Below are 17,847 nucleotides of genomic sequence, written 5' to 3' on the forward strand. Positions count from 1 at the left end.
GCGGGCCGTACGCCCTTCATTGGGAATACGACCCGCACATTCCTAAAATTATTCCGAGCGATCGCTATTCGATCTCGACCAGTTGGCTGTCGACGGCGACGGTATCGCCTTCGGCCACGAGCACCTGCTTCACGGTTCCGGCGTAATCCGACGTGATGCTGTTCTCCATCTTCATCGCTTCGAGGATCACCACATCCTGCCCTTTTGTCACTTTATCGCCCGGTTTCACCAGCACGCTGAGGATACGTCCCGGCATCGGCGACGTAACCACGTTTCCGGTAATCGCAACGGCCGGCTTGGCTTCGGCCTTCGCTTCCGGAGCCGGCGCGGCGGCGGGCGCAGCAGCGGCCGTCTGGGCGGCTTTCGCGGCTTCGGCGGCGTGAGCGGCGGCATAACGCGCTTTCTTCACGCCCGTCAGGTAATTCTTGGCGACCAGCGGGAAGAGCTCAAGCAACAGCACCTCTTTTTCATTCTCGGCCAACTTGACTCCGCCGGCGTCTTCGAGCACCGGATTCGGTTGCATCTGATATTTCGACGTGTCGTACGGGGTTTCCTCGCGCACCCCGGCGATCTTCAGGCGGAATTCGGGATCGACCGGAACCGGCGTTTCGCCGTACTCGCCCTTGACCAGGTTCACGAACTGGTTCGACACGTTCGAATACATCGGCTTACCGTTTTTAACGTCCAGCGCGCAATTGACGGCCTGGGCGCCCACGATCTGGCTGGTCGGCGTCACCAAAGGCGGCAGACCGGCGTCCAGACGCACGCGCGGGATCAACTGCATCGCGCTCTCGAGGATCGATTCGGACTTGAGCTGCTTGAGCTGGGCCACCATGTTCGTATACATACCGCCCGGAATCTCGGCCTTCTGCACCAGTTCGTTCGGTTTCGGGAAGTTGAAATACTTTTCGATCGCATGACAGGCGTCGAGCAGTTCGGCCTCGTTTCCGTTTTTGGCTGCGGCAATCGCCCGGTCGAACTCCTTGTCGATGTTCTCAGGCAGCTTGTCGGTCAGCGGGTTGAACGCATTCGGGAAAATCTTCACCGCATCCACCGCATCGAGTTCCTTGCGGATCGTATAGAGTTCCTTGTTGATCTTGGCGACGGCCTCCATGTTGATATCGAGCTCCACGCCCATTTTCTTGCAGAAGATGTAGATCAGTTCGATCGCCGGAGCCGCCGGTCCGCCGGCGAAGTTCCAGATATTCGTATCGACGACGTCGACGCCGGCCTCGATCGCAGCCACGACGGAAGCCAGCCCGTAACCGGGCGTACAGTGCGTATGGAAGTCGATCGGAATCGACAGGTTTTTTTTGAACAGCTTGATCAGATCCGAAACGCGTTTGGGCGGGATCAGTCCGCTCATGTCCTTGATCGTGATCATATCGGCGCCCAGAGCGGCCATCTGCTGCGCCTTGTTCAAGAAATACTCGTCGGTGAAAACCGCTTTCGGAAGTTTCTTCCCTTTCAGCGCGGCCTTGATACGTTCCATCGTCGAGAAATGCGGGTCGATCGTGTAGCACACGGCGCAGTCGGCGATACCGCCGTACTTCTTGATATACTTGATCGTAGACTTCACGTTGTTCACGTCGTTCAACGCGTCGAAAATACGCATGATGCCCAGTCCCGACTCGATCGCATTGCGGCTGAATCCCTCGATGATCTCATCGGTATACGGAGCGTATCCGAACAAGTTGCGTCCGCGGGACAGCGCGGTCAGTTTCGAAACGTCGCCCACGACGGCCTTGATCTTTTCGAGGCGGTTCCACGGGTTTTCGTTCAGGTAGCGCATTACGGAGTCGGGCACGGCGCCGCCCCACACCTCCATGGCGTAAAAATTAGCGTCTTTATAGAAAGGCAGGACGCGGTCGATCTGCTCCTGCTTCATCCGGGTGGCAAAAGCGGATTGCTGTCCGTCCCGGAGGGTCAAATCCCTTATCAAAAGTTTTTGAGCCATAGTTGTTTTGATTAGTGCGATGATTTATAAAGTTAGTTTCCCACTGAGCTGGACGGCAATCGTTTACCGCCCCTCTGTTATAATATTAACAAAGATACGAAGTTTTTGCGATAAAACATAAAAAAATCGTTTTTTTATCTTACCCGGAGATTAATTTGGCAAATCCCCGGTTAATGATTACTTTTAGCGGCGCGATTACGCGCTGACAAAATACGTTCAGAATCATAAAATCAGGAGGCTATGGAAAGAAATTACAAATTGCCGAAAGAGGGAGGGCTGGAGCCGGGGGCAGATCCTGCCGACATCATCCGAAAATTCGAAAAAATCTACACGAACATTTACGAGAACGAAGCGAGCGGAGCCATGTACGTGGCTCGGGAGATCGCCGGCTGCATCCGCGAGAAACAGTCGGCCGGAGAGATGTGCGTACTGGGCATGACGACCGGGAAATCGCCGGTGGGCCTGTTCCGCGCGCTGGTCGAACTGCATAAAAAAGAGGGGCTCAGTTTTCACAACGTAGTCATATTCAGCCTCGACGAATTCTTCCCGATCTCGCCGAAGGAGTTGCAGAGCCGCAATTACTCGATGCACGAGAGTCTGCTTGATCACATCGACATCAAACCCGAGAACATCCATATCCCGGACGGGACGCTGCCGCAGGACAAAGTCGAAACGTTCTGCCGCGACTACGAAGCGCTGATCGAGCAATACGACGGCATCGACCTGATGGTGCTCGGTACCGGCGTACAGGGGCAGATCGGGTTCAACGAACCGGGCACCTACACCAATACGCGGACGCGGCTGGTCGCCCTCGGCAACGAAAGCCGCAAGGCCGCCGCATCGATCTTCTACGGCATCAACTACGTACCGCACAAGGCGATCACGATGGGACTGCGAACGATCCTCGACGCCAAACGCATCATCCTGATCGCGTGGGGCGAAGAAAAAGCGTACGTCGTCAAGGAGCTGGTCGAAGGCGAACGCCAACTGTTGGTTCCGGCCACCTGCCTGCAGGAGCACCAGAACATGGAAGTCGTGGTCGACGAAGGCGCCGCCTCGCAACTGACCCGTATCCGCACGCCGTGGCTGGTCGGACGCTGCCTGTGGCCGAAACGTTTTATCCGCACGGCCGTGCTGTGGCTGTGCGAGCAGGTCGACAAACCGATCCTGAAACTGACCTATCAGGACTATGTGGATAACCGTCTCGGCCAGTTGCTCGAAATCTCCGGCATGGCCTACGACGAGATCAATATCCAGGTATTCAACGACCTGCAACACACGATCACCGGATGGCCCGGCGGCAAGCCGAACGCCGACGATTCGACGCGTCCCGAACGCGCGCAGCCGTTCCCCAAACGCGTGCTGATTTTCAGCCCCCATCCGGACGACGACGTGATCTCGATGGGCGGCACGTTCCGCCGGCTGATCACCCAGGGACACGACGTCCACGTAGCTTACGAAACGTCCGGCAACATCGCCGTGCACGACGACGTGGTGCTGCAAACGATCGACACCGCCCGCGAATGCGGTTTCGAAGACAAATACGACGAAGTGAAAGCGATCATCGCCGGTAAGCGCAAAGGCGAACCCGAACCGTTGGAACTCCGCAAGCTGAAAGGCTCGATCCGCCGCGCCGAAGCGAAGGCGGCCTGCCGGCACATGGGGCTGAACGACCGGACAAATGTCCACTTCCTGAACCTGCCGTTCTACGAAACGGGAGGCGTCAAAAAGGGACTGCTGACCGAGAACGACATTTCGCGCGTCGTAAAATTATTGCAGGAACTCAAGCCCGACCAAATCTATGCCGCCGGCGACCTGTCCGACCCGCACGGAACGCACCGCACCTGCATCGAAGCGGTCATCGAGGCGATGTACCAGATACAGAACGAACCCTGGGTGAAAGATTGCCGGTTCTGGCTCTACCGGGGCGCATGGCAGGAATGGGATTTGGACATGGTCGACATGGCCGTGCCGCTCAGCCCGGACGAGGTGGTGCAGAAACGCCACGCCATCTACCGCCACCTGTCGCAGAAGGACGTGATGCCGTTCCCCGGCGAAGACAAGCGCGAATTTTGGCAGCGCGCCGAAGAACGTACGCAGAATACCGCCCGGATGTACGACAAGCTGGGAATGGCCGAATATCAAGCGATCGAAGTATTTGTCAGACTGGACCTTTTCAAACTATAAAAAACACAAATCCTTTAATTTATTGAAACCATGAAAAAAATCCTAATCCTGATGAGTTGCGCGGCCTTGCTGTTCTGCGGTTGCAAAGACGACGAAGACAACCAGGCTAAAGTAAGCCGCGAATACCAGACCCGTATCGGTCTCGGACAGGATGGTTATCTCGGAAGTGAAACGAACAATCTGAATCAGCTAAATACGCTGCTCGAAGAAGGTATCGCAAATATCAATAAACAATTCGGAGCCAAATTCACGATCAACGCAACGGGCGACACCGAGGAAGAAGCTTACGCACAGTGCGATGCACAGGCCAAGCAGAAATACGAGGAGCAAAGCGCGTCGATTAAGGCCGCTCTGGTCGCTCTACAAACTTCATTCAACACGAAAAAAGCAGAATTATTGCCTTCGTTTACCGAAGACGAGAAAAATAAGTATTACATCAACGACGTCGCGTACGGGATGGTGTCTTATCAAAAAAGCATCGCGATCGCTCCCGGATACGAAGACATCTACATCGTGGAAGACACTGCCAACCAAGTGACTTTCAAGGCGGGAAAGGGCGACGTCCAATAACGTTATTTACAGAATGTCCGGGTTGAGACCCCGTTTATGGCCGGTTACGGCTGCCCATAATGGTCCAGAACGTTCACAACCGAGAACAAATAAAATATTTTTAATTATGAGAGTCATCATCGAACCCAACGGCGAACAGGTATCGGCCTGGGGAGCCGCCTACATTGCCAAACGCATCAACGAACACAACAAAAAGGAGAAACGGCCTTTCGTACTGGGTCTTCCGACGGGTTCCACCCCGTTGGGCACCTATAAAAAGTTGATCGAATACTGCAAAGCGGGCAAAGTTTCGTTCGCCAACGTCGTAACGTTCAACATGGACGAGTACGTAGGCATTCCGAAAGACCATCCGGAAAGCTACCATTCGTTCATGTGGAACAACTTCTTCAGCCACATCGACATCAAACCCGAAAACGTCAACATCCTGAACGGCAATGCGCCCGACCTATGCAAGGAGTGCGCCGACTACGAAGCCCGTATCCGGGCCGCAGGCGGCATCGATTTGTTCATGGGCGGCATCGGCCCCGACGGACACCTCGCGTTCAACGAACCTTTTTCGTCGCTGAACTCGCGGACGCGCGTCAAATCGCTGACCAAGGATACGATCATCGCGAACTCGCGCTTTTTCGGCGGCAACGTCGACCTGGTTCCCAAAACGGCGTTGACCGTGGGCGTGGGCACCGTGATGGACGCCCGCGAGGTGATGATCCTGACGATGGGACACAACAAAGCGCGCGCGCTGGCCGCCGGCATCGAAGGCAGTTACAGCCACCAGTGGACGATCAGCGCGTTGCAAGTACATCCCAAAGGAATCATCGTCTGCGACGAGGACGCGACCGACGAACTGAAAGTAGGTACTTACAAATACTTCAAAGACATCGAGTCGGCGAACCTCGATCCGGCGAAACTGTTCGCATAGGTTCCCCGTTTTACGGCATATTCTCGAAAAGCCCTCGGAAACGGGGGCTTTTTTATTATATTTGCGCAAATTAACCGCACTAACACACAGACATGGCAGACGAAAAAATCATATTCTCGATGGTCGGAGTCAGCAAGACTTTCACGAACCAGAAAAAAGTGCTGAACGGCATCTACCTGTCGTTTTTCTACGGGGCTAAAATCGGGATCATCGGGCTGAACGGCTCCGGGAAATCGACGCTGATGAAGATCATCGCCGGGCTGGACAAGAATTTCCAGGGCGAAGTGGTCTTCTCTCCGGGCTATACGGTCGGCTACCTCGAACAGGAACCGCAGTTGGACGATACGAAAACCGTCCGCGAAGTGGTCGAGGAAGGGTGCGCCGACGTGGTCGCGCTGCTGAAAGAGTACGAAGAGGTCAATGCGAAGTTCATGGAGCCGATGGACGACGACCAGATGGCGAAGCTGATCGAACGGCAGGGCGAGCTGACCGAACTGATCGACCACAAGAACGGCTGGGAACTGGACGCCACGCTCGAACGCGCGATGGACGCGTTGCGGTGTCCGGACGCCGACCAATCCGTCAAACACCTGTCGGGCGGCGAACGCCGCCGCGTGGCGCTGTGCCGGCTGCTGTTGCAGCAACCGGACGTACTGCTGCTCGACGAGCCGACGAACCACCTCGACGCCGAGAGCATCGACTGGCTCGAACAGCACCTGCAACAGTACAAGGGAACGGTCATCGCCGTTACGCACGACCGCTATTTCCTCGACAACGTGGCCGGCTGGATCCTCGAACTCGACCGCGGCGAAGGCATTCCCTGGAAAGGCAATTACAGCAGTTGGCTCGAACAGAAATCGAACCGTCTCGCGCAGGAAGAGAAGCAGGAGAGCAAACGGCGCAAAACGCTGGAGCGCGAGCTGGAATGGGTTCGCATGGCCCCGTCCGCCCGCCACGCGAAGAGCAAAGCCCGTCTGTCGGCCTACGACAAGATGCTGAACGAAGATACGAAACAAAAGGAGGAAAAACTCGAAATCTACATCCCGAACGGCCCGCGCCTCGGCGACGTGGTGATCGAAGCGCAGGACGTGTCGATGGGCTACGGCGACCGGCTGCTGTACGAACATTTGAGCTTCTCGTTGCCGCCCGCCGGAATCGTCGGCGTGATCGGCCCGAACGGGGTCGGCAAGACCACGCTGTTCCGGCTGATTATGGGGATCGAAAAGCCGCTGCACGGCTCGTTCCGCGTCGGCGAGACGGTCAAGCTGGCCTACGTCGACCAGCAACACGCGTCGATCGACCCGGAAAAGACGGTTTACCAGGTCATCTCGCAGGACAGCGAGCTGATCCAGCTCGGCGGCCGCAGCGTCAACGCCCGCGCCTACGTATCGCGCTTCAACTTCAGCGGCGCCGACCAGGAGAAAAAGTGCGGCGTGCTGTCGGGCGGCGAACGCAACCGGCTGCACCTGGCCCTCGCGCTGAAGGAGGAGGGCAACGTGCTGCTGCTCGACGAGCCGACCAACGACATCGACGTGAACACGCTGCGCGCCCTCGAAGAAGGGTTGAATAACTTTGCAGGATGCGCCGTAGTGATCTCGCACGACCGCTGGTTCCTCGACCGCATCGCCACGCACATCCTCGCGTTCGAAGGCGACTCGCAGGTCGTGTTTTTCGAAGGCGGTTACAGCGAATACGAAGAGAACAAGCGCAAACGCCTCGGCGACGACACCCCGCACCGGGTGAAATACCGCAAACTGGTCGCCGACTAAACACCGACAGCGTATGAAAACCTCACTCGGACACCTACCGCAGCGCAAAGCGGAGGAACTCGAAATCCTCACAAAGTACATCCGCAGGGCCGTACCGGCCCAAATGGTTATCTTGTTCGGCAGCTATGCGCGCGGCAACTGGGTCGAACTCGACGAACGGTTCGACTACGGGGTTCATACGACTTTCCAAAGCGACTACGATATCCTGGTGCTAGTCGAGCACGGAGTGGAACCTTACGGGGCCGCACGGAAGTTGGATCGTGTAGAAGATGTTTTCGCAAGAAACACCCGTTCGGATACCCCGGTCAGTTTTATACTGGAACATATCCAAACTTTTAATAAATATCTCGCAGAAGGTCGGTATTTCTGGACGGACATCGCCGAAGAGGGGATCATGCTGTACGACAACGGGAAGTTTACGCTCGATACGCCGTGCGAACTGAATGCACAAGAGTTTAAAGGACAGGTACAGGAATATTTTGAGGAATGGAACGGTCGCGGAGAAACATTCTATAAATACGCTGCCCTAGCGCACTCCAACAAAGATCATAAATTTTCCATTTTCAATTTCCATCAAGCATGTGAATCTTTCCTCCACACGATCAGACTGATCCACACCCTTAAAAAACCGAGGATACACGACCTCGAAAAACTGGTAAAATCCTGTAAAGTGCATACGCCGGAAATCCTTGCATTTTTTCCGACCGACACAGAAGAGAGCAAACGCTTGTTCAAAATATTGAACGACGCCTATATCGCCGCACGCTACGATCCGAAATACACGATCGCCCCGGCGGACATCGACCGCATCCGGCCGCACGTCGAACTGCTGCGCCAGATCACCCGCAACGCTTACGATAAAAAGATCGCCGAACTGGACGCTTTGATCGACAGTTCGCCAACGAAATAAAATTTTAGAAAACACACCGTCATGGCACAAAAACCATCCATTCCGAAGGGCACACGCGATTTCGGCCCGGACGAGATGATTAAACGCACCTACATTTTCGACACGATAAAAAGCGTCTTCCGCACCTACGGATTCCTGCCGCTCGAAACGCCGGCGATGGAAAACCTCTCGACGCTGCTCGGAAAATACGGCGACGAGGGCGACAAGCTGCTCTTTAAAATCCTGAATTCGGGGGACTTCCTGAGCGGAGTCGCACCCGAAACGTTGCAGGATGCCGACGCCAACCGCAACGCGCTGTCGGTGAAAATGTGCGAAAAAGGATTGCGTTACGACCTCACCGTACCGTTCGCCCGCTACGTCGTACAACACCAGAACGAAATCTCGTTCCCGTTCCGGCGCTACCAGATCCAGCCGGTATGGCGCGCCGACCGGCCGCAGAAGGGACGCTACCGCGAGTTTTTCCAGTGCGACGTCGATATCATCGGCAGCCGCAGCCTGCTCAACGAAGTCGAGCTGATCGAAATCGTGGCGGCCGTGTTCAAAAAACTCGGCATCCGGATCGCGCTGAAGATGAACAACCGCAAGATCCTGTACGGCATCGCCGAGACCATCGGTCACGCCGACAAGATGACCGACATCACCGTGGCGATCGACAAACTCGAAAAGATAGGAATCGAAGCGGTCAACGAAGAGCTGCTTTCGAAAGGTATCTCCGAGCAGGCCGTGGCCGCGCTGCAACCGATCCTGTCGCTCAACGGTACGAACCGCGAGAAGCTGCGACAGTTGCGCGCGGTGATCGGCGGCAGCGAAACAGGAATCGCCGGCATCGACGAGATGGAAACGATCTTCGGATACGTCGAAGCGCTTGGCACGGAATTGGATATCGAACTGGACCTGTCGCTGGCGCGCGGGCTGAACTACTACACCGGCGCGATCTTCGAAGTAAAGGCGAAGGATTTCGCGATCGGCAGTATCTGCGGCGGCGGACGCTACGACGACCTGACCGGAATTTTCGGTATGCCGGGCATGTCGGGAGTAGGCATCTCGTTCGGAGCCGACCGGATCTACGACGTGATGTGCGGACTCTGTCTCTACCCCGAAGAAGCGGGCGTCACCACGCGGGTTTTGTTTCTGAATTTCGGGGAAACCGAACAACCGGCCGCCTTGCGCGCGATGAAACAACTGCGGGCCGCAGGCATCCCATGCGAAATGTACCCCGACGCCGCGAAGATGAAAAAGCAGATGGAATACGCCAACCGGCGCGCGATCCCGCTGGTGGTGATCATCGGCAGCGACGAACTGGCCGCCGGAAACGCCACCGTCAAAAACATGGCGACCGGCGAACAGCAGGCCGTTCCGCTGGCGGAACTGGCCGCGCGCCTGCAATAATGCGCCGGCGAGGCGCGTTATCACAAGGACATTAAAGATACTGCAATGATAAGAATGAAAATCCATATCCTGCTGGCGACGCTGCTGTTCGCGGCGCCGGCGCTTGTTTCGGCCCAGAACGACGCGAAAGACGATCCGGCCGGCAACCTGCAGAAATTCCAGCAGTTCTACCGTTACCTGAACGGCGCCTACGTCGATACGGTACACAACAATGAGCTGGTCGAAAGCGCGATCCGCGAAGTGCTGCTGCAACTCGACCCGCATTCGACTTACGTATCTCCCGAGGAGATGGTCGAAGTCAAGGAGAGCTTCGACGGCAGTTTCAGCGGCATCGGCATCGAATTCAACGTACTGCGCGATACGATCATCGTGGTCAACGTCATTTCGGGCGGTCCCGCCGAACAGGTGGGCCTGCTCCCCAACGACCGGATCGTCGCGGTGGACGGCAAAAGCTCGGTCGGCGTCAAACAGATCGACGTGCCGAAACTGCTGCGCGGGCCGAAAGGCAGCCGGGTAGAGACGCGGATCGTCCGCCACGGCGGCGGCGAACCGCTCGACTTCACGATCGTGCGCGACAACATTCCGATCAATACGGTGGACGCCGCCTACAAGGTCGATCCGAAGACCGGTTACATTCGGATCAACCGTTTCGCGAACAATACTTACAAGGAGTTCACGGACGCCGTGCAGAAACTGGGGCCGATGGACGCCCTGATCCTCGACCTGCGCAGCAACGGCGGCGGGCTGATGGGCGGAGCCGTACAACTGAGCAACTTTTTCCTACCCGAAGGTTCGGTGATCGTATCGACCGAAGGGATGCGCGTGCCGCCCGACCGAATCGTCGCGAAAGAAGACGGCCCGTTCACGAAAGGGAAGGTGATCGTGCTGATCAACGAGACTTCGGCTTCGGCCAGCGAGATCGTATCCGGAGCGATTCAGGACTGGGACCGCGGCCTGCTGATCGGCCGGCGCACGTTCGGCAAGGGACTCGTCCAACGGCAGTTCCCGTTACAGGACGGCTCGGCGGTGCGGCTGACCGTAGCGCGCTACCACACGCCGACCGGACGCATGATCCAGCGCCCGTATGAAAACGGCAATTTGGACGCCTATTATGAAGATTTCAACAAACGGTTCGAACCGGGAGCTTCCGATTCGGTCGGCGGCGACACCACGCAGCGGTTCAAAACCCTGCGTAGCGGCCGCACCGTCTACGGCGGCGGCGGAATCACGCCCGACATCGTCGTACCGCTCGATACGTCGGACTATACGAAATACTGGGGCAGCCTGGTGCGTCAGGGCGTCATCAACGAATTCGTCATCGAATACCTGGACGAGAACCGTCCGGCGCTGTCGTCGCGTTACGCGGCTCCCGAAAAGTTCGTCAGCGACTTCACCGTCTCCGACGACGTGCTCGACGCCCTGACGGCCAAGGCCACGAAAAAGGGGATCGCCTTCGACGTCGCAGAGTTCGAACGTTCGAAAAAAGCGCTGAAAACCCAATTGAAAGCGTTGATCGCGCAAAAAATGTGGGGAGTCAACGAATACTACCTCGTCGTCAACGGCGAGGACGACCCGGTCTTCGCCAAAGCACTCGAAGTGCTGCGCGACTGGGAGCGTTACGGTTCCGGCATCGCCTACTGATTCGATCAGAAACGATCCATCCGCTCCGCCGGCCGCAAATCGGTTTTTGCAGCCGGCGGAGCCGTATAGGCTTATTTTGCCCCGAATATTTGCTTATATCTCTTTTTCTTTTTAATTTTAACAACCTATAACTGCTAACAAAAACGAAAGGCATGAATCATTTTGACTACAAAAAGGAAAGCGAAAGCGACGGAGCGGAAGAGATCTACTCAAAAATAGTCAGGGCCGGACGGCGCACCTATTTCTTCGACGTGAAGGCGACGCGGAACGACGATTATTACGTGACAGTCACCGAAAGCCGGAAAAAAACCGAAAAGGACGGAAAATTCTCGTTCGAAAAACACAAGATCCACCTTTACAAGGAGGACTTCTGCAAATTCGCGGAAGGACTCGACGAAGTGGTCGGGTACATCCGGGAGCACAAGCCGGAGTGTTTCAATCCGGACGGCTCGGCGATCAGCAGCATCCCCGCGTCGCTGGACGACGAATTCGACAAACTGTAACGCACGACAACGAAAACAAAGGCGTCCGAAAAAGATCCGGACGCTTTTTTCATTCCGTATGAGAAAAAACGTATTGTTGGGCTTCAGCGGCGGCATCGACAGCACGGCGGCGGCGCGGTACCTCGCCGAACAGGGCCATGCCGTCACGCTGCTTACGCTGGATACCGTCGGGGAAGAGGGTCTCGAAACGCGCATCCGGCAGGCGGCCGGACGGCTGAACCTTCCGTTCCGGATCGAAAATGTCCGCGAAGTTTTCCGCGAAGAGATCGTCCGCTATTTTACCGGCAGCTACCTGCGCGGCGAAACGCCCGCGCCCTGCACTCGCTGCAATCCCCGGGTCAAATGGAAAACGCTGTACGACATCGCCCGGCGCGAACATTACGACCATATCGCCACCGGACACTACTTCCGTGTTCGCTGCGAAAACGGAAAATACTTCGTGCGCACGGCCGCCGACCCGGCCAAAGATCAGTCCTATTACCTGTGGGGCTTGTCGCAGGAATACCTGCGGATAGCCCTGACGCCGATGGGCGAACGAATCAAAAAAGCGGTGACCGCATCGCTCCCGTCCGCCCTCCGGTCGCGGGAGAGCATGGGCGTCTGTTTCCTGCAAGGACTCTCCTACTCCGAGTTCCTGAAAACGCAGGTTCCCGGAATCGTTCCCGGCGAAATCGTCGATGCACGGGGAAAGACGATCGGACGCCACGACGGCTGCGCGTTCTACACGATCGGACAAAAACGCGGACTGCGCACCGACTCCGGCGAACCGGTCGTCGTCACCGGGATCGACGCCGCGCGGAACCGGGTGACCGCAGGATGCGACGCCGACCTTTTTTACCGCCGGTTGACCGTCCGGGAGTTCTGCGCCGCCGATCCGCAGCGGCTGACCGACTCGCAAACCGTACGGGTCAAAATACGGGGCGTGGGCCGCAACCCGGAGGGTTACGCGCGCGTCCGAATCGACGGGCAGTCGTTGCTCGTCGAACTCCGCGAACCGGCCTGGGCCCCGGCCAAGGGACAGCCCGTCGTTTTCTACGACGGCGACCTGGTCGTCGGAGGAGGCATCCTCGCCGACTGCCGGCGGTAAAACGCTCCGTAAAAGCGTAAACCCGATCGTTCCGGTCACTTTTTACGCGCTGCGAAGCCCCGGTCTGAAAAATTTTTAGTAATTTTGGAATATAACCCTTATCCCTTTATAATAAGGACTTTGGGTAGATTACCCGATTTTGAGGTAATGAGTTGCCAACCGTTCTTGTTGCTGTATTCTGCTTTGATATGCTTTCTTGGCAACTCGTATATGCCACAAAGGTAATACATTTCTTTCAAAGGCACATAAATCTTCGATATGATTTCTTCTCTCTCTGGCTATATTCAAAATCATGTATTATACACCATTTTTATTAAGTATCAGATTAACCTTGCGGAATAATTCGAAATATTACTCCATCATGCCGAATCAAATACATAACATTCCCAATATCACTTGTAATCAAAATGTCGTCAGATGATGGATACCAAATATACTCAAAACAGTTACAAAAGTCCGTATAGTTAAAAATATCAATCGCACTTTCATTGCTCCATATAACTATGATTTCATTAGGTGGTTGAGTATCTGCAAACAATCTAATCACATGAAAGTCTTCTGATGTGGCATCTATATCTTTGACTAATTCACTTGCTGTTTGAATCTTATTAAAATCTGAAACGTCCGAGTAACAATGTGATGAAAGTTCTCTCAATACGATGTTACTATCCTCCATTGTCAATGTCTTGTATGGGGGAAATTTCCGTTGTGTTTCTTTTTCAAATATGTCAATCTTGAAACTATCCATAAGTATTCTTTCTTCTCATTGTTTCGTTACTTTGCCTGAAATATCATTCTTAATCTCTTTGTTTTTACATAATAATCGCTTGGCAATATATGAAATGACACAAGAGAGCATCGGGGCAAATATTGTCCATAACAGCATTATGATTCCTACCAGTTCATTAGCGGTGATATAACACCCTTCGTCGGGAGGAATATTCGCAGGGCGTTCGCCATTGCCATTCCAATTCCATACAAAACTGAATAGCACAGTGACAAGAATCGCCGTTGTAATCAGAAATATATACACTGCCAATTTCCACCATTGATTGCCTTTATATAGTTTCCATGCCACAACTCCGCCAACAAGCATAAGGCAACAAAATCCCAAGGATGCTAAACCCAATAACTCCAACCAATGTTCCATCCACAATGTAAATATGCAGATGATTGTACATATCAGCACTATTGCTTCAAATTCCCAAAACCGTTTATTGGTCAGTTTCATTCTATAATATAGATTTCACTCGTTATTTGAATTAAATTTCCGGCTTGCCGGGTGGTTAATCTCCGTGCGGCGGTCGCCCATGTCGTAAATGGATGTCGTCATGTTGCCCTTGACATTTTACATTGTGCGAATATCATTATTAAGTTCTTTTCTCCATATTAGTGTACCAATAATCGGAAAGACAAAAGTGAACAATAAAGCAGCTTTGGCATAACCTACAGGTAAGTAATCTCCTTCAAAAAAAAGATAATCAGTTTTTGAAGAATAGTATAATTTAGGAAAATCCCCAGACTTTATCTTGTCTAAGACTCGATCTCCCGTATGTAATACATATTGTTTTGATTTGTAGGTTATAAGAATTATATTTGAACTCTTATAGTTACTTTTTTCCTCAAATCCATTATATGTGTAATCAGTGATAGGCGCCTGTGTTTCTTCTATATAGTTACCGTACAAATAGCATAGATACAAAACAAGAGATAAAACTAATCCTGCGCAAAAAATTGTCTTAAATAAAGTTTTAATCTTCATATTTTTATGATTTTTGAGAAGCTGTAAAAGATGTTAGGATATTTCTTGCCACTCTTTAACTCATGCGATAGTTTATAGAATTTCATTGCTTACCTCCTTTCCGCCAAAGACAAATAAAAAGGGATATTATCACAATACAATCAAGCAGTGAAAGAATATAATAACCCCCAAAATGGATATTGCTCATGTAGAGGCAATCGAAGAATGACTCTTGTGTGATTTCCGCACACCATACTCTAGCCTGTTCCGCTAAATGGCAATAATTCAATAGTACAATGATATGAGCCAATATCAATATAGCTATCGAAATTATACCCAATATTCTTTGCCACTTCTTCATATGATTTTTTGTATTACTCTAACGCCTACAAAATTACAGCATTTTCCGCAGAAAACCTTGTGCTGTCATATACAAAGTGCTTAACCTGAATGAAAAGAAGTCATGTGGCTACAATTTCATTCCCCTGTCTTTCCTTGGAGGCGATACAGGTCGGTGTATCCTTTGCTGCAATTTCTCAAACTGTTCCTTAAACCAATCCCCGATAGGTCGCAAGTTTATCGTAAGGACAAGCCTACCATTGTCAGAGAACACTTTGGCTTTGACATCATTTGCCATGAATTTCCGCTTATGTTCTTCCGAATACAGTTCACCGCTATACTCAACAGGTTTGCCTGTCAGCAATGTTGCAGTCTGCTCTTGGCTGAAACCTACGGCAAGGCATAACCTTTCGAGATTGAGCATACCCTTTATTTGCGGAAACCATTTCAATGTCTTGTTCAACAAGGCGGTAAGCCTTGATGCCTCTTTCTTATGTTCGGTATCTCTTACCTGCAACTCCTTGATATGCTTCTGTTGCATATCCAACAGTTGACGTCTGTGGCCTGCCTGCATGGTCTGTAGCTGGGTTTGCAGCGTTTCGATGGTTTCCTCGTGCATGGCTACTGTTTGATGCAATGATGAGTTTTCTCTTTCCAAAGCCTTGACCTTGTTACTTCCGAAAAGAGAACCGACACTTTCGGCTATGTTGGTGGCTGCGGTTGTGGCTGCCCCTTTCAGTTTCTCGGTCTGAATTTCTTTCTTGGCTCGCCTGAGTTCCTCCTGTACCGTTTCCTTACGGTCTTGGAGTTGTCCGATGTCTGTTCGTAACTGTTCCGTCTGCTGCATCAGGTCACGGTAATACTGCCGTGTGGTGATATGCTTCGCTTCCGAGCCGTCAATGCCACGCTGTAACCCATAACCGCTCATGGCTTGGGCATAGGTGTCCTGATAGGATTTGAGCTTGGCACGTGTCATAATCTCATCGGCACACAATCGGGCTGTATCGGTCGGTTTCTTGCGGTATCGCTTCTTAACCTGTTCCTCCTTCTTCTTGCGCTTGCGCTCTCCCTTGACTATCGGGACAAGGGTGGCGTGTATGTGTGGTGTCTGCTCGTCCATGTGCAGGACTGCCGACACGATATTCTCCCTGCCGAATGTGTCGGCAAGGTATTTCAGATTGTCATCGCACCACTCATCAAGTCTGCCCTCGTTGGTGATGCGTTCCATATCCTCGTGCGTCCCCGTGAGCAGGACACGGATTGCCCTCACTTGGTTGTTGCCGATTTTGCGTGTCAGTCCTGCGGTGTCCAACCGGTGCTGTATGGATTGTGTCCTGTTCTCCACTCCGTCAGGAAATGTTATCAGTTCCCGATTGAGGTGCGTCCTGCTCTCATCGGCATTCTTCGGTTTGATGGTGCGCTCTATGTGCGCTGACATAGCGGCATCCGTTCCGCTTGTCTTCTCCATGTGCAATACTGCATAGCCCATATATAATCCTTTCTTTTTAACTTGTGAAACAATGGTTGATGATTTACTTTTGCACGGCTTTTGCCGTTGGTTGGGAGTGTCCAGAGAGGTGCAACCTCTTTGGCTTATTGGGGGATTTTCAGCGTTGCTTGCAATGCGGCTCGGACAAATTCCCTAATAAGCTACGGTATTTTCCGTTGGCAAATATCCGTGTCGCTGCAAGCATCCTCTTCTTACATCTTCAGCCCCCGCTTTTTCGGTGGCTGCATCATCCGCCTTGCGGATTGGACTTGCCTCTCCTGTTTCATCGGCTCCGCCGATTGGGACAAGGGCTTACCGCACAGGTAGTCGTTCAGGTCTTTGTGCCCGTTGTAGTTTTGGGAAAAGTCCCTGATACGTCCGGCAAACTCTCCTGCCAGTTCCCAATACGCTTTCCGCCCTGCCTCGTCATTGTCAAGCAGACAGTGTACGCGCTCATACCCGTGCAGCACGTCTATGGCTTTGCATACATTGGAAACGGAATTGAGAATAACGTAATCCTGCCCGTCAAGGTTGGGCATGGTCGGGCAGTTCTTCATCCGCAAGGTGAGGAATGAAAGATAGTCCGTCATCCCCTCGAACACGAGACATTTCTCTCTCGGCTCTCCCGATTGTCGGATATGGCTGATGTCCTTCGGTGCGATGCAACCCTTAAAGAAACGGTTGCGTACCTCATAGCCTCCTGCCACATTCGGGAACCCGATGGCGAAATAGGGTTTGTCGTTATGGACGAAGTGCAGTTCCTTACATTCAGCCCGTGCCAATGCGGTGTTTATTCCACGCTCCTGCAAGTAACGGAGCAATGCAGGGTGAGTGAGTTCTCTCACCTCCAAATGTTGGAAACTCGGTTCGGATGCCTGCTGACGAAAAGAGAAAGACACGGGACGGACGTGCGGTGCTTGTTCCGCAATCTTGCCAAGCAGGTAAGGCACATAGTCCGAACCGTAAAGCTCCTGTGTCAAAGCGATGATGTTGCCGCCATTGCCTGTTCCGAAGTCGTACCATTGGTTGAGTTCGGTGTTTATCTTGAACGAGGCTTCCGTTTCCTCCCTGAACGGGGATTTGTACCAAAGGCTTTTGCCCTGCTGCTTGACGGGGCTGTAGCCCAAACTTTGCAGATAGTCTGCCAGCTTGATTGTTTTTGCTTCTTGGATGTTCATAATGTATATTTCTACGGATTTGATGATGGTTGATAAAGTGATGATTTGATGAATGAAATAATATTCTTATTGTATATCAATACAATAGCCTCTCATCATACTTTCATCAAAACATTTACCGAAAGAGAAAGGATATTGGTGGTTTCTTTCTCTTTTCATCAGCAAAAT

General features: G+C 53.0%; 15 protein-coding genes. 9 read left to right on the plus strand and 6 right to left on the minus strand.

The features are described from left to right. Nucleotides 1-64: 64 nt before the first annotated feature. Nucleotides 65-1,957 carry a biotin/lipoyl-containing protein gene (locus C1A08_RS04220; protein WP_101571540.1) on the minus strand — a complete coding sequence of 631 codons (1,893 nt, stop codon included), beginning with the start codon at nucleotides 1,955-1,957 and terminating at the stop codon, nucleotides 65-67. Nucleotides 1,958-2,197: 240 nt separating this feature from the next. On the opposite strand from C1A08_RS04220, the gene C1A08_RS04225 reads away from it, so the two are divergent. The 9 genes from C1A08_RS04225 to C1A08_RS04265 all read left to right on the plus strand — a co-directional run bounded on the left by C1A08_RS04225 (nucleotide 2,198) and on the right by C1A08_RS04265 (nucleotide 12,932). Beyond that, on the plus strand, nucleotides 2,198-4,144 hold the full coding sequence (locus tag C1A08_RS04225) for a PIG-L family deacetylase (RefSeq protein WP_101571542.1): 1,947 nt from the start codon (nucleotides 2,198-2,200) through the stop codon (nucleotides 4,142-4,144). Nucleotides 4,145-4,174: 30 nt separating this feature from the next. After that, a complete protein-coding gene (locus C1A08_RS04230) occupies nucleotides 4,175-4,714 on the plus strand; it encodes a hypothetical protein (protein WP_055202406.1) in 540 nt (179 codons plus the stop codon). A 106-nt stretch (nucleotides 4,715-4,820) separates the two neighbouring features. Next, on the plus strand, nucleotides 4,821-5,633 hold the full coding sequence (gene nagB / locus C1A08_RS04235) for a glucosamine-6-phosphate deaminase (RefSeq protein ID WP_101571544.1): 813 nt from the start codon (nucleotides 4,821-4,823) through the stop codon (nucleotides 5,631-5,633). Nucleotides 5,634-5,725: 92 nt separating this feature from the next. Beyond that, nucleotides 5,726-7,402 (plus strand): energy-dependent translational throttle protein EttA, encoded by a 1,677-nt coding sequence (ettA, locus tag C1A08_RS04240; protein WP_055202410.1) that lies wholly within the window; start codon nucleotides 5,726-5,728, stop codon nucleotides 7,400-7,402. Nucleotides 7,403-7,415: 13 nt separating this feature from the next. Next, nucleotides 7,416-8,312, plus strand: a complete 897-nt coding sequence (locus tag C1A08_RS04245) for a HEPN domain-containing protein (RefSeq protein WP_055202411.1) — start codon at nucleotides 7,416-7,418, stop codon at nucleotides 8,310-8,312. Nucleotides 8,313-8,333: 21 nt separating this feature from the next. Continuing rightward, a complete protein-coding gene (gene hisS / locus C1A08_RS04250) occupies nucleotides 8,334-9,701 on the plus strand; it encodes a histidine--tRNA ligase (protein WP_101571546.1) in 1,368 nt (455 codons plus the stop codon). 45 nt (nucleotides 9,702-9,746) lie between these two features. Beyond that, a complete protein-coding gene (locus tag C1A08_RS04255; RefSeq protein ID WP_257937041.1) occupies nucleotides 9,747-11,342 on the plus strand; it encodes a S41 family peptidase in 1,596 nt (531 codons plus the stop codon). Nucleotides 11,343-11,494: 152 nt separating this feature from the next. Next, on the plus strand, nucleotides 11,495-11,845 hold the full coding sequence (locus tag C1A08_RS04260; protein WP_055202417.1) for a DUF3276 family protein: 351 nt from the start codon (nucleotides 11,495-11,497) through the stop codon (nucleotides 11,843-11,845). Between the two features lie 58 nt (nucleotides 11,846-11,903). Next, a complete protein-coding gene (locus C1A08_RS04265) occupies nucleotides 11,904-12,932 on the plus strand; it encodes an MnmA/TRMU family protein (protein WP_101571549.1) in 1,029 nt (342 codons plus the stop codon). Nucleotides 12,933-13,257: 325 nt separating this feature from the next. On the opposite strand, the gene C1A08_RS04270 is transcribed toward C1A08_RS04265, so the two are convergent. The 5 genes from C1A08_RS04270 to C1A08_RS04285 all read right to left on the minus strand — a co-directional run bounded on the left by C1A08_RS04270 (nucleotide 13,258) and on the right by C1A08_RS04285 (nucleotide 17,679). Next, the gene (locus tag C1A08_RS04270; RefSeq protein WP_101571551.1) at nucleotides 13,258-13,680 is read right to left on the minus strand and encodes a hypothetical protein; all 423 of its coding nucleotides are present in this window, start codon (nucleotides 13,678-13,680) and stop codon (nucleotides 13,258-13,260) included. 15 nt (nucleotides 13,681-13,695) lie between these two features. After that, nucleotides 13,696-14,163, minus strand: coding sequence for a hypothetical protein (locus tag C1A08_RS04275; RefSeq protein WP_101571553.1), 468 nt, complete (start codon nucleotides 14,161-14,163; stop codon nucleotides 13,696-13,698). Between the two features lie 117 nt (nucleotides 14,164-14,280). Next, nucleotides 14,281-14,694: a hypothetical protein gene (locus C1A08_RS13060; RefSeq protein ID WP_145996513.1), complete on the minus strand. Its 414-nt coding sequence runs from the start codon at nucleotides 14,692-14,694 to the stop codon at nucleotides 14,281-14,283. Nucleotides 14,695-15,142: 448 nt separating this feature from the next. After that, a complete protein-coding gene (gene mobV, locus C1A08_RS04280) occupies nucleotides 15,143-16,501 on the minus strand; it encodes a MobV family relaxase (protein WP_101571555.1) in 1,359 nt (452 codons plus the stop codon). Nucleotides 16,502-16,713: 212 nt separating this feature from the next. Next, the gene (locus C1A08_RS04285; protein ID WP_101571557.1) at nucleotides 16,714-17,679 is read right to left on the minus strand and encodes a toprim domain-containing protein; all 966 of its coding nucleotides are present in this window, start codon (nucleotides 17,677-17,679) and stop codon (nucleotides 16,714-16,716) included. Nucleotides 17,680-17,847: the final 168 nt, after the last annotated feature.

The organism is Alistipes sp. cv1 (assembly GCF_900240235.1).
GTDB lineage: Bacteria > Bacteroidota > Bacteroidia > Bacteroidales > Rikenellaceae > Alistipes_A > Alistipes_A hominis.

Excerpts from the sequence above, each read along its gene's own strand:
- C1A08_RS04220 (WP_101571540.1), bottom strand. The coding sequence starts at position 1,957 with ATGGCTCAAAAACTTTTGATAAGGGATTTGACCCTCCGGGACGGACAG.
- C1A08_RS04225 (WP_101571542.1), top strand. The coding sequence starts at position 2,198 with ATGGAAAGAAATTACAAATTGCCGAAAGAGGGAGGGCTGGAGCCGGGG.
- C1A08_RS04230 (WP_055202406.1), top strand. The coding sequence starts at position 4,175 with ATGAAAAAAATCCTAATCCTGATGAGTTGCGCGGCCTTGCTGTTCTGC.
- nagB (WP_101571544.1), top strand. The coding sequence starts at position 4,821 with ATGAGAGTCATCATCGAACCCAACGGCGAACAGGTATCGGCCTGGGGA.
- ettA (WP_055202410.1), top strand. The coding sequence starts at position 5,726 with ATGGCAGACGAAAAAATCATATTCTCGATGGTCGGAGTCAGCAAGACT.
- C1A08_RS04245 (WP_055202411.1), top strand. The coding sequence starts at position 7,416 with ATGAAAACCTCACTCGGACACCTACCGCAGCGCAAAGCGGAGGAACTC.
- hisS (WP_101571546.1), top strand. The coding sequence starts at position 8,334 with ATGGCACAAAAACCATCCATTCCGAAGGGCACACGCGATTTCGGCCCG.
- C1A08_RS04255 (WP_257937041.1), top strand. The coding sequence starts at position 9,747 with ATGATAAGAATGAAAATCCATATCCTGCTGGCGACGCTGCTGTTCGCG.
- C1A08_RS04260 (WP_055202417.1), top strand. The coding sequence starts at position 11,495 with ATGAATCATTTTGACTACAAAAAGGAAAGCGAAAGCGACGGAGCGGAA.
- C1A08_RS04265 (WP_101571549.1), top strand. The coding sequence starts at position 11,904 with ATGAGAAAAAACGTATTGTTGGGCTTCAGCGGCGGCATCGACAGCACG.
- C1A08_RS04270 (WP_101571551.1), bottom strand. The coding sequence starts at position 13,680 with ATGGATAGTTTCAAGATTGACATATTTGAAAAAGAAACACAACGGAAA.
- C1A08_RS04275 (WP_101571553.1), bottom strand. The coding sequence starts at position 14,163 with ATGAAACTGACCAATAAACGGTTTTGGGAATTTGAAGCAATAGTGCTG.
- C1A08_RS13060 (WP_145996513.1), bottom strand. The coding sequence starts at position 14,694 with ATGAAGATTAAAACTTTATTTAAGACAATTTTTTGCGCAGGATTAGTT.
- mobV (WP_101571555.1), bottom strand. The coding sequence starts at position 16,501 with ATGGGCTATGCAGTATTGCACATGGAGAAGACAAGCGGAACGGATGCC.
- C1A08_RS04285 (WP_101571557.1), bottom strand. The coding sequence starts at position 17,679 with ATGAACATCCAAGAAGCAAAAACAATCAAGCTGGCAGACTATCTGCAA.